The organism is Bacillus sp. ABA4_010 (assembly GCF_056159105.1).
Map to the genome: position 1 here is coordinate 2,693,105 of NZ_JBSWUN010000003.1, position 12,522 is coordinate 2,705,626.

The following is a 12,522-nucleotide window of genomic DNA, read 5'->3' on the forward strand; positions in this document are numbered from 1 at the left end:
ACGATTCTCCGTACAAACGCCCTAAATTATTTAACATGAGTAAAACCTTGAAGTAATGAACATAGGTCCACTCTTCAAAAGAAAAGCAAGAGGCTGTCTGAAAAGGGAGCTTGCCGCTTTTCAAACAACCTCAACTATATGGGCTGTTATAAAACAAGCCATTTTCCAAGTTAGTTGGGACCTATCGGACAATGCCTTGTTTTTATCATGTAGCTTCTCTTACGTAAAATTCGCCTCTCTATATAGAGAAGCGAATTTTACGTGTTTTCTTATGGATATAAACGGTTTAACAGACGAGGGAATGGAATTGTTTCACGAACGTGTTCAACGCCGCTAATCCATGCAACGGTACGTTCTAAGCCAAGTCCGAAACCTGAATGTGGTACAGAACCGTATTGACGGAGCTGTAAATACCATTTATAAGCATCCGGAGATAACTCATGCTCTTCTAAACGTTTCTCTAATAAATCCATATCGTGAATACGCTCAGAGCCACCGATAATTTCGCCATACCCTTCTGGCGCAATTAAGTCGGCACATAAGACAACATCATCTCGATTAGGATCCGGTTGCATGTAGAATGGTTTTAATGACGTTGGATAGTGCGTGATGAACACAGGCTTATCATAGCTTTCAGCGATAGCTGTTTCATGCGGCGCGCCGAAATCATCTCCCCATTGAATGTCATCAAAGCCTTTTTCATGCAAGAACTTAATAGCATCATCATATGTGATGCGAGGGAACGGAGCTTTGATGTGTTCAAGTTTTGATACATCTCGTCCTAATGTTGTTAACTCTAATGAGCAGTTTTTTAAGACAGATTGTACAACATGTGATACATACTCTTCTTGAACTTTTAAGTTATCTTCAAACTCATAAAACGCCATCTCTGGTTCGATCATCCAGAATTCAATTAAATGACGGCGTGTTTTTGATTTTTCGGCACGGAATGTTGGACCAAAAGAAAATACTTTTCCTAATGCCATCGCAGCTGCTTCCATGTAAAGCTGACCGCTTTGAGAAAGGTAAGCATCTTCGTCAAAATATTTTGTATGGAACAATTCTGTCGTGCCTTCAGGAGCGCTTCCTGTTAAAATCGGCGGATCAACTTTTGTAAATCCGTTTTCATTGAAAAACTCATAAGTAGCACGAATAATTTCGTTACGAATTTTCATAACAGCATGTTGACGTTTAGAACGAAGCCATAAATGGCGATGATCCATTAAGAACTCTGTTCCGTGTTCTTTCGGTGTAATCGGATAGTCTACAGCCGCATGAAGAATTTCAACATTCGTGACTGTCAGTTCATAGCCAAACGGTGAACGCTCATCTTCACGAATAATGCCTGTTACGTACATAGATGATTCTTGTGTCGCACTTTTCGCGGTTTGGAATACCTCTTCAGGTACGTCCGCTTTTACGACTACTCCTTGCATAAAGCCAGAACCGTCACGTAATTGTAAAAATGCAATTTTACCACTTGAGCGTTTATTTGCAAGCCATGCGCCAATTGTTACTTCCTTGCCCACGTATTTACTTGCTTCTGAAATCGTTATTTTCACGATGTAACCCCTCCAAAACCTTACGTAAACCTTTACTTAATATGTACAATCTTTTTCATTATACAATTCACCACTTATAATCACAAGTCACAATAAGTTTTTCCAATATATAAAGCTTAACATTCTTGAAAAAAGGTACGTTTTCTTTTTACGCCAAATGGACCGTTTATCAAAACTTCTGATAAACGGTCCATTTTACATCGCCTCTTTTTTAATTCATATGCTTTGTCATGAAGTTTTGAATGCGTTCAATTGCTTTTTCTAGCAAATCCAATGAAGTTGCGTAAGATAAACGAACATTTTCTGGAGACCCAAAACCAGAACCAGGCACAAGCGCTACCTTTTCTTCTTCCAAAATGGCTTCTACCCATGCGTCAACTGTATCAAATCCTGTCAGTTTTGCTGCCTCAATCGCATTTGGGAACAAGTAAAATGCCCCTTGTGGCTTAACGCAAGAAAAACCTGGGATTTGGACTAGCTTGTCATAAATGATATTTAAACGTTCTTCAAATGCGTGACGCATCGTTTCAACCGGTTCCTGTGTCCCGTTGTACGCAGCAATGGATGCGTATTGAGCAACAGAAGTGGGATTGGATGTGCTATGGCTCGCCAAATTATCCATCGCTGTAATAATTTCTTTATTTCCAGCTGCATAGCCGATACGCCATCCTGTCATGGAATGGGATTTAGAAACACCATTAATAATAATCGTGTTCTCTTTAAGCTCAGGAGATAGCTGGGCGATCGACACATGTTCATGACCGCCATATACAAGCTTCTCATAAATCTCATCTGAGACGATCAATAAATTATGTTTAAGACAAACTTCCCCAAGCGCTGCTAGCTCTTCACGCGTATAAATCATACCAGTCGGATTGCTTGGTGAATTAATAATAACTGCCTTCGTTTTAGCCGTAATTACTTCTTCCAGCTGCTTTGGTGTAATTTTGAAGCTATTTTCCTCGCGTCCTTCCACATATACTGGAACCCCTTCAGCTAATTTTACTTGCTCAGGATAGCTCACCCAGTAAGGCGTTGGAATGATGACTTCATCACCTTCATCTAAAAGCACTTGAAAAAGTGTATAAAGCGCATGCTTCGCGCCGGAACAAACGATCAACTCAGCCGGTGTGAAAGACAGTCCTTGATCTTTTTCAAATTTTTTGATGATTGCCTCTTTTAAAGGTGCTAAACCGCCTGATGGCGTGTATTTTGTGTGACCTTCGTTCATCGCCGTTTCCGCAGCTTTTAAAATGTGGTCCGGAGTGTTGAAATCCGGCTCCCCTGCTCCTAAACCGATTACATCATGACCGGCTGCTTTTAATTCTTTCGCCTTCGCTGTAATCGCTAATGTGGATGAAGGTGTTAAAGCTGATACACGTTTTGCTAATTTCATCTTGATTTCCCCCTACAGGCATTCACATATGACTTTTAATTGACAGGCTATATTAAACATCGTGCTTTTGACTTATTCATCACAAAGCTGTTCATTGTTTAATATAGCTTCCGATGGATAAAAGTGTACAAAAAGTAACGTTGCGGCACTGAAATCATTATGACGTTCGAGACATACTATAGCGCTTTAAAAATTCCCCTGTGCGAAAATCGATGTAGTAGTATGTAAAGCTATCCTTGTCATCTACATAAGTGATTTCCCACATTGGAAGTTCATTTTCCATCCCCAAGCGAATGGATTTGATTTTTTCAGGGCTTCGCTCTTTTTGTACGATGGAAATCACTTTATCATGTGATATTCCGTTGCTTTCTTTCCTTACTATCATATCATGTTTTTTCTCATTTTTAGGCACCCAGACAATAACTTTTTCATTTTTCTCATTTTTTGCTCTCACAATATAATAAGTGTCACTTCCATAGTACGTGTCAGTACTTGTGACCTCTGTTAAGCGATAAGCTTCCGTTGCTTTTAACGCGGCAAGCTGCTCTGCATCCCGCTTCGGTTGAAGCGCTGTAAAGTATAGATTTGATATGCCTAAACCAACTAAAATCAGCAGTAATAAAATGATGATTCCCCATTTTTTCATGTTCGTCGTTCCTTGTTTTTTAATAATTAAACACTCAACACCTACATCTGTTGTTGGTATGATGTGTCTTGATGAAACCTTTACGTACGGTAAATTGTGAATACAGCCTTGTCCTTATCCTTTTCATCTAAAGCTAGACCGAACATCAAATCTTGCTTTTTTAAAGTGCGATTTAAACTATCCACCACTTTATACAGATCAGGTGAATTTTGAACACGTACCGTTGATAATATTTGAATTTTACTTTCCACTTTTCATTCTCCTCATTTCTTTCCCTATATTGTTAATCATAACATCCTTTGCTTAGGTCACAATATAATTACACATGTGACAAGTGGTCGCATGATTAGCAAACACATTAAAAAATTTTATAGATTTCCTGCCACATACCATCCGTGACAGCTGTTTACAGCTGTTTTTTTTATTTCCATTCTGAAACAGGAAATGTAATGATTTCATAGTGCGAGTCATTCATTTTTACAGAAACTGTCCCCATTTGATGAACAAAATAAACGTCTATCCATAATTCATATAAATATTCAATAAACTGACTGCGAGTTTGGATGTCCTTCAAAAAAGTAAAGATGACCGTTTGGGGGTCCATATGTTCAATTAATCTTTCTGATGGTACTTCTCCTGTTGTTAAGTTCGGAAGTTTGACTACATTAACATCCTCCAATTGTTCCTTCATAAGACGCTCCTCTGTCTCTTTCGAGTAAGCAGCCATATAAAAAATATGATTTTCTCCATACTTGATGGATACATCGATTGAAGGTTCTCTTTCGCTTTCTTCATTCAGTACTTTCATCGTCAACCGTTTTCCGAATAATTGCTGACTCTCCTTTTTCCATTTGACTACCTTTCCAGAAGGAACGGTTTTTCTATACGTATTTGGCACATAGATGGAGGCCGGAGCAAATTTCGCCAGAACGGAATGAAGGTTGTCATCATATCCTTCTCCCTCACGTGTCACGATAATAGCGTCCAGTTTGTCTACTTGAAACAAGTCCAACATGCGAAACAATTCTGTTTCAGCAGAAGCATGGCCCGTATTAATTAAAATCGTATGCCCAAGACCGTCCTGGATTAATGAGGCTTCTCCTTTTGATAAATGAAGAAACGTTAACACCGCCTCATCTTCGCTTAACTCAAATTCAATATTTTCAATTTTAGCCGCTTGGCCGTTTGGGATATGAAGGCATAAAAGACACCCTAAAAAGATTATAAACCACTTTTTGAACATCTTCATCTCTCCATGTTACTAGAATCTGTCCACCACTCTTCTAATTCCTCCAATAACTCATCAAACGGTTTTTCACTGATGTTCATTAAAGGGAGAGAATCAAGAAAATATTTCCCGTATCGCGTCGTAGCAATGCGGTTATCCAAAATAAACATCGCCCCTCGGTCGCTCTTTGTACGAATCAGTCGGCCGAATCCTTGCTTAAAGCGAATAATCGCTTGCGGTAAAGATAATTCCATGAAGGGACTCAATCCCTCTTGCTTCATTTTTGCCGCTTTAGACGCCATAATCGGTTCACTTGGAGAAGAAAACGGTAGCTTTACCATTACAAGACAAGACAAATGATCTCCAGGTATATCAATGCCTTCCCAAAAACTGCTCGTTCCAAATAAAATCGATTTCTCAAATTGAATGAAATCTTTTAAAAGACGCGTTCGATTTCGGCTGGATACTCCCTGACCTAACAGTATGTATTCGTTCAGCTGATTCAGCTCTTTTACGTAAGAATACGTTTCTTTCAACATGTCATAAGAAGTAAATAAAACAAGCATGCGTCCTTCTGTGACAGAAGCAATATCAATAATTCTCTCCGCTAAAATCATGCTGTACTCCTCGGCAGAAACAGAGCTGATTAACGGCATATCACGTGGAATAAAGATTTTGGCTTGCTTATAATAATTAAAAGGCGACGGAACCGTTAAGTGAAGCGGCTGAAAGTCATAAAGCCCAAGCTCTCGAATCATATAATCGAATGACCCGTTCACCGTCAATGTAGCTGATGTCAGCACAACACTTTTTTTATTCGCGAAAAACAAATCAGCCAAGTGCTCGCTTACATGAATCGGTTGACTATATAAAAAAGCGGCATTTGCTGCGCCTTTCGGTTCAATTTCAAACCAAGTCACTTCTTCATCTTTTTCAGCAAGCAGCAAATGATGAAGCTTTTCCTTTATTTGCTCTACACTGTCACACGCCTCGGAAAAATCTGTTAAAATCCCTTGTTGCTTTCGTGTCCATTCGACCGTTGTTTGCTGAAGAGTCTGTGTCAGTTCGTGCGATGCTTGTAAGAAGTCATGCAGTAAAAACTGAACTCTTGCTGCCAATTCCTGCACACCAAACCAAGCCGGATCTTTCATCGCTTTGGAGTCACAGTAAAAGCTAATGCGTCCTCCTTCTTCACTTCCTACTCGCTTGGACACAAAACCGTGGATAAAGCGAAACAAATCATCCAGTTCGGTTTGCAGTTCCTTCACAATGAAATGAAGGGAATGCATGTCGATCATTCGAACCATGGATGAAGCAGCTTGATCGGCAAGCTCTTTCACACTTGTCAATAAACCGTCTTTATCCAATGTACCAATACGGGAAAAGAGCGAATGAATTTGAAAATAATCAAGCTGGACTCCAAATTGTTCGCCAGCTATCCCTTCCATATGGTGGGCTTCGTCTATAATAATATCGTCATAGTCAGGCAACAGAGCTTGCTTGCTCATCAAGTCCATGAACAACAAGCGATGGTTCGTCACAACAAGGTGAGCCTCATCAGCCCTCTTTCTTGCTCGCTCATAAAATGAAAATTTGCCCCAAGGATAACGAAAGTCCAATGGAGAGGGACGTTCTTCGTTAATGCGTTCCCAAAATAATTTTCCACCTGAAGGTAAATTAATTTCATCGATATCCCCTGTATCTGTTTCTGTTAACCAAACCAGGATTTTAGCTTTCGATAAAATGGCATCATAATTAGTTTCTCTTTCTTTTAGCCAGTTTATAAATTTTCGTAAATTCAAATAATGATGGCGTCCTTTTAAAATCGCTGCTTGAAAAGGAAACGGAATCAATCTTCGCAAGATTGGAATATCTCGCTCAATAATTTGCTGTTGCAAAGAAACCGTATGGGTAGAAATGACGACCGGTTTCTTTTGCTTTCTTGCATGAAAAACAGCGGGAATTAAATAGCCGAGCGTTTTTCCTGTTCCCGTCCCCGCTTCAATTAAAGCGTGCTGATGCGTCGTTAACGCTTCATTCACCATTCGCATCATCGCTTCTTGCATTGGGCGGCTTTCATAATGAGAAAAGGCTTTACCAAAAAAAGCATCTTTCATTTGATCATATTCCTCAAAAGAATAATCCTTCTCATCTATTTTCTCTTTAACAGAAGGTTTCTTTTTCAACGCGACCCCGTGAATCACGTGAAAAGATTGTTCGTTTTCCTTTAAAAGGGCGGATTGTTCTTCCATTATTTCTTCGATTAATTCACTAATCTCACTTTTCAGATGAAGCGATAACGTATAAAGTTGCTTTAAAGTCACCAACGGGAGAGAGGCTAACTTGTCAAGAAGTGCTAAAAGGACATGTGCTGTCACTTCCGCATCACTATCAGCTTGATGAGGATTCTCATGTTCAATCCCGAGAGCCTCCGCTAGCTGCCCAAGCTTATATCCTTCTGCAGTTGGCAGCAACATTCGCGCAAGTTCAACCGTATCAATTGTGGAGTTATACAATGTCCCGTAGCCGCAATCATTCAATTCTGCTTGTAAAAATGACAGATCAAACGATACATTATGAGCGACAAAATAAGCATCGCTTAATAAATGGAGAACATGCGGGGCAATCTGTTCAAAAACAGGGGCCTCTTTCACCGTCTCATCGTTAATATTTGTCAATTGTTCAATAAAAGCGGGAATCGGCATGCTTGGATTTAAAAAACTTGAAAAACGGTCAATAATCGTTCCATTCTCCACGATTACAGCGGCAAGTTGAATCATTTTATCCCCCTGCTTAGGTGAATGACCTGTTGTTTCTAAATCAATGACAACAAATCGCTTGTTCATGATTACCACCTCACTCGTCTCTTAATTTTTAGTATGAATCAGCGTAAGTTGTGTATGTATGTGATCTTTAATAAGCAAATGGCTGCCCTCGTTTGTTAATAATACTAGTATGAACGATTAGTCGTGACGTTCCTCGCTTATCTATGAAAAATGAAATAGACCTTTCGCTAACATTCCCGATAGACAAGGGCATGAACGGAAAGGTCCTTCTCAACTTTATGTAGTATCCTTATCAAATAAATCGTCAGAAAGAATCCTTGGTTCATAAATTCTTCATGACGATTTATTTATTCTATACAGAAGCGCCCCTTAATGACCAAGGCGTTTCTGTATATGTTCTTATAGAATTGTACCAGCTGGCTCTTGTTTAATCAATTGCTGAATACGGTTGTTTTCATCCATGATGGCAATTGTCGGCTGATGGCTGTCAACTTCATCTGCTGCAACGAGAGCATATGAAATAATAATAACAACATCCCCCGGCTGAACAAGACGAGCTGCTGCTCCATTCAGGCAAACCACCCCACTTCCACGTTCACCGCGAATGACGTACGTTTCAAGTCTCGCTCCGTTATTGTTGTTAACAATTTGAACTTTTTCATTTTCCACAATTCCAACAGCATCAATAATGTCTTCATCAATCGTGATGCTCCCTACATAGTTCAAATTGGCTTCTGTTACTGTTGCTCGGTGTATTTTAGCATTCATCATTGTTCGAAACATATGGCAACCTCCGTTATACAGTCCATGTAATATTGTCGATGAGACGGGCTTTTGAAAACTTAACTGCAAGTGCGATAATAATCCTTCCTTCAAGCTTGTCCAATTCTGTCAATTCTGGATAAGCGTAAACGTCGACATAATCCATAATTCCCGTTGTATGTGTATGAATGTAGTCTGTAATAAAAGATCGGATTGCTTCCGGGTCTTTTTCTCCTTGACCAACTCGTTTTTTAGCTTCTTGAAGGCTGGCATATAATGCTGGGGCCTCTGCTCTTTCCTGCTCTGTTAAGTACACATTCCGCGAACTTTTAGCTAAACCATCTTCTTCCCTTACCGTTCCGACTGGCACCAGTTCCACTGGGAAATTATAATCGTGAATGAGACCATCCACTACGGCTACTTGTTGCGCATCCTTCATACCAAAATACGCACGATTTGGAGTAACAATATTAAAGAGCTTGATTAAAACAGTAGCTACTCCGTCAAAGTGCCCTTCGCGCTTACTACCACACAAAACATCCACTCGTTTGTGGACGGTAACCGAAATAGACATCTCACCTGGATACATTTCCGCTACATCTGGGTAAAACAGATAATCCGCTCCCGTTTCCTTAGCCAGTTTTTCATCCCGTTTAAAATCTCTTGGGTAGGCATCAAAATCTTCGTTTGGACCGAATTGAGTCGGATTCACAAAAATGCTTAACACCACAATATCGTTATCTATTCTTGCTTGCTGAAGCAGTGTTAAATGCCCTTCATGCAAATAGCCCATCGTAGGAACAAACCCGATGCTTTTGCCACTTCTTCGCTCTTGCTTCATCGCTTCTTGCATATCAGAAATGGTACGAATGACTTTCATCTTATTTTCCTCCATACAAAGCTTGAAGCTCTTCTTCTTTCATTGTAAACGTATGCTCTTCGGCCGGAAATGTTTTAGCTTTCACTTCTTGCACATACTGTCCAATGGCTCTCTTAATTGGCTCGTTCAGCTGTTCAAAGGATTTCACAAATTTCGGTACTCGTTCCACTCCATACGTGAGGACATCATGATACACTAATACTTGTCCATCCGTACCGACGCCAGCTCCAATTCCAATTGTCGGAATAGCCAATTGTTTGCTAATCTCTGCCGCAAGCTGATGTGGCACACACTCTAATACAAGTGCGATCGCTCCTGCTTCTTCACATTTTTTAGCATCTTGTATTAATTTCTTAGCCGCCTCGGCATCTTTTCCTTGTACCTTATATCCTCCAAGGACACCGACTGATTGAGGAGTCAGCCCTAAATGAGCAACAACAGGCACTCCCGCTTGAGTAAGGTCGGCGATGGTAAACAATACCTCACCTGCCCCTTCTACTTTAAGCGCATGCGCTCCGCCCTCTTGCATTAAGCATGCAGCATATTTCATCGTTTCCTGTTTTGAAACGTGATAAGACATAAACGGCATGTCCGTTACAATAAACGTGTTCTTTGCCCCACGTTTAACCGCTTTCGTATGATGAATCATATCTTCAACTGTCACCGGAATAGTAGAGTCATACCCTAATACCACCATTCCTAATGAATCTCCGACTAAAATCATGTCTACCCCCGCTTCCTCCGCCAATTTGGCAGACGGAAAATCATAGGCAGTCAGCATGACAATCGGCTCATGCTTGGCTTTCATGTTTAAGAAATCTGTTTTCGTTTTCATTCATTGCTCCTCCTTTTTTTCAAGAGGAGATGAACGTACCGGAAGAAATAAAAACCTTCTTTTCAGCAGAAAAGAAGGAGAGAAAACATCACTACATTATCCGGTCATGATCATCCCTCTGTCCTAGTCCCGCTTATTGGATCAAGGCAGAATCCATATTATGCAATATCAAAATAAAAAACGGGTAAAAGGTGCAGTTCAAAAGATACTACCCTTTCACCCGTATTATAAGGAATCTTTTGGCTCATCGCCAGCAAAATTTTTCAACGCGGGGCCAATTCAATATCAGCTGAATGAATATGATGAATGCGTCCATCCGCATCTTCCAACAATAACACCCCGTCATCTGCAATTCCTTTTGCTAATCCTTCAATCGTTCCTGTTAAAGTTCTCGCAATAATATGCTTCCCGATGCTAATAGCATGCGCTTCCCATAATAGTTTAATCAGTTGGAAGCCTTTCGTTAAATATTCATCATACAGCTTTTCAAGCTTGAGGAAGATGGTTTGCATTAACAATGCCCGATTAATATCCTCCCCTGCTTCCAACTTCAACGAAGTGGCGATTTGCTCAATGGCAGGAGCGAAATGTTCGTTCTGTTGATTGACATTAATACCGATGCCAATAATGACAGAATGAATCCGATCTGCATCTGCCTGCATCTCTGTTAAAATACCGACTGCTTTTTTCCCGTTAATTAAAATATCGTTTGGCCATTTAATGTCAGGCGATAAGCACGTTACTTCCTGAATGGCCTGTACAACGGCTACAGCAGCCATTAATGTTAGCTGTGGGGCACGTTGAGGCGGCAAGGCGGGCCTTAAAATAATGCTCATCCACACACCTGTATGCTTCGGTGAATACCAAGCACGATCAAGGCGCCCTCTTCCTGCAGTTTGCTCTTCCGCCACAACTACGGTTCCTTCTGGAACTCCGTCTTGAGCCAGGCGGTGCGCAATTTTTTGGGTTGATTCAACCGTTTCTTCATAATGGATCGATTGCCCTATCCGAGTTGTATGCAATCCGAGCCTTAACTCGTTTTCGCTTACTTTATTCGGTTTTCGTACAATTCGGTATCCTTTTTTACGCACCGCTTCTAGCTCATATCCTTCCCTGCGTAAATCTTCAATATGCTTCCATACAGCTGTCCGTGAGCATCCGAGCATATCGCTAATTTTCTGGCCGGACACATATTCGTCATCTGAATTTGTAAACATTTCTAATAAGGTGCGTCTAATATCTGATTGCAAGATTGCAGCCACTCCTTTATCGCCTCTCGTTCATTGGGCAGTTCCTTTTGTATTACTTTCATCTCGATCGTTTGCAACAGCTCTGCAAGCCATGGACCACCCTTTCGCCCAAGCATAGCCATCACATCTTTTCCGTTAACCGCCAAATCCTTCAGAGAGTGAATTGGCAAATCCTTGTGTATAGAACGAATGAAGGGTTCTTCATCCTCGCTTCCGTGTAGCAGACGGTTTACCTTATTAACATGAAGCGCAACATCCAAGCCATATGTGTAGACAGAATGATGATTCCATATCTGTTGTTTTCGCGCAACATATCCGTCTAATACCGCCTGAACCTCTTTGATCCGTTTATTCGGAAGCTTCCATTTTCGCAAAAAAGGTTCTGCCTTCGGCATTTGCAGTAAAAGGGCAATAGCCGCCCAACTTTGAGTCACATCTGTCGCTTCTCCCCAACGACTCAACAAAAATGCTTTCTTTTGTTCTTCGTTCATCGATAGATTGGGCAAATACTGATATAAATCTGTTTCAATCAAAAAAGCGAAAGCTTCGCACGGCTTGCGGCCAAGCAACAACTTTTCAAATTCAATGGCCGTTCGCTCAATAGACACATGCTCTAGCAAGTGGCCATGCTGGACAATCGCTTCTTTTGTCTTTGTTTCAATTGTAAAAGCAAGCTGACTCATAAAACGCACTGCACGCATCATTCGTAAAGCATCCTCATGAAAGCGGTCACTTGCTTCGCCTACCGTTTCAAGCTGTTTTTGCTGAATAGCCTTTTGTCCATTAAATGGGTCCATTATCGTACCATGCTGGTCCATCGCAATAGCATTAACCGTAAAATCTCGACGCTGCAAATCCTCTTTCAATGAAGAAACGAATGTAACAGAAGATGGGCGGCGAAAATCTTCGTAACTACCTTCTGTCCGAAATGTGGTGACTTCATAAGGCGTTCCATTATGTACAACCACAACCGTACCATGTTCAATCCCAACTAAAATGGTCTTATCAAATACTTCCATGACCTGTTCCGGTTTGGCTGATGTGGCAATATCCACATCACCGATTGGTCTGCCAAGAATAGAATCTCGAACAGCGCCTCCCACGAAATAAGCTTCATGACCAGCTTGAACTAATTTTTCAAGTACAGGAATTGCTTCAATAAAAGGCTCGTTCATTC

Annotated in this window: 11 protein-coding genes; all 11 read right to left on the reverse strand. The window is 40.8% G+C overall.

Translation table 11 applies throughout. From position 1 onward, the window contains the following. Window positions 1–269 precede the first annotated feature (269 nt). The 11 genes from asnS to ACXAEO_RS14580 all read right to left on the reverse strand — a co-directional run bounded on the left by asnS (window position 270) and on the right by ACXAEO_RS14580 (window position 12,520). On the reverse strand, window positions 270–1,562 hold the full coding sequence (gene asnS / locus ACXAEO_RS14530) for an asparagine--tRNA ligase (RefSeq protein WP_474882278.1): 1,293 nt from the start codon (window positions 1,560–1,562) through the stop codon (window positions 270–272). A gap of 211 nt (window positions 1,563–1,773) precedes the next feature. Next, the gene (locus tag ACXAEO_RS14535) at window positions 1,774–2,958 is read right to left on the reverse strand and encodes a pyridoxal phosphate-dependent aminotransferase (protein WP_474882281.1); all 1,185 of its coding nucleotides are present in this window, start codon (window positions 2,956–2,958) and stop codon (window positions 1,774–1,776) included. 157 nt (window positions 2,959–3,115) lie between these two features. After that, window positions 3,116–3,604: a cell wall elongation regulator TseB-like domain-containing protein gene (locus ACXAEO_RS14540; RefSeq protein WP_474882282.1), complete on the reverse strand. Its 489-nt coding sequence runs from the start codon at window positions 3,602–3,604 to the stop codon at window positions 3,116–3,118. Between the two features lie 80 nt (window positions 3,605–3,684). Continuing rightward, entirely contained in the window at window positions 3,685–3,855 is a 171-nt protein-coding gene (locus ACXAEO_RS14545; protein ID WP_474882284.1) for a YpmA family protein, read from the reverse strand. 170 nt (window positions 3,856–4,025) lie between these two features. After that, window positions 4,026–4,847, reverse strand: coding sequence for a ComEC/Rec2 family competence protein (locus tag ACXAEO_RS14550; RefSeq protein ID WP_474882287.1), 822 nt, complete (start codon window positions 4,845–4,847; stop codon window positions 4,026–4,028). Window positions 4,848–4,849: 2 nt separating this feature from the next. Continuing rightward, window positions 4,850–7,678, reverse strand: coding sequence for an ATP-dependent DNA helicase DinG (gene dinG, locus ACXAEO_RS14555; protein WP_474882291.1), 2,829 nt, complete (start codon window positions 7,676–7,678; stop codon window positions 4,850–4,852). A gap of 339 nt (window positions 7,679–8,017) precedes the next feature. Continuing rightward, window positions 8,018–8,401 (reverse strand): aspartate 1-decarboxylase, encoded by a 384-nt coding sequence (panD, locus tag ACXAEO_RS14560; protein WP_474882293.1) that lies wholly within the window; start codon window positions 8,399–8,401, stop codon window positions 8,018–8,020. A gap of 13 nt (window positions 8,402–8,414) precedes the next feature. Next, window positions 8,415–9,260, reverse strand: coding sequence for a pantoate--beta-alanine ligase (panC, locus tag ACXAEO_RS14565; RefSeq protein WP_474882296.1), 846 nt, complete (start codon window positions 9,258–9,260; stop codon window positions 8,415–8,417). Window position 9,261: 1 nt separating this feature from the next. Beyond that, entirely contained in the window at window positions 9,262–10,095 is an 834-nt protein-coding gene (gene panB, locus ACXAEO_RS14570) for a 3-methyl-2-oxobutanoate hydroxymethyltransferase (RefSeq protein WP_474882297.1), read from the reverse strand. A 263-nt stretch (window positions 10,096–10,358) separates the two neighbouring features. After that, entirely contained in the window at window positions 10,359–11,345 is a 987-nt protein-coding gene (locus tag ACXAEO_RS14575) for a biotin--[acetyl-CoA-carboxylase] ligase (RefSeq protein ID WP_474884180.1), read from the reverse strand. Further along, entirely contained in the window at window positions 11,315–12,520 is a 1,206-nt protein-coding gene (locus ACXAEO_RS14580) for a CCA tRNA nucleotidyltransferase (protein ID WP_474882299.1), read from the reverse strand. Before ACXAEO_RS14580 ends, ACXAEO_RS14575 begins: the two co-directional genes overlap by 31 nt. Window positions 12,521–12,522: the final 2 nt, after the last annotated feature.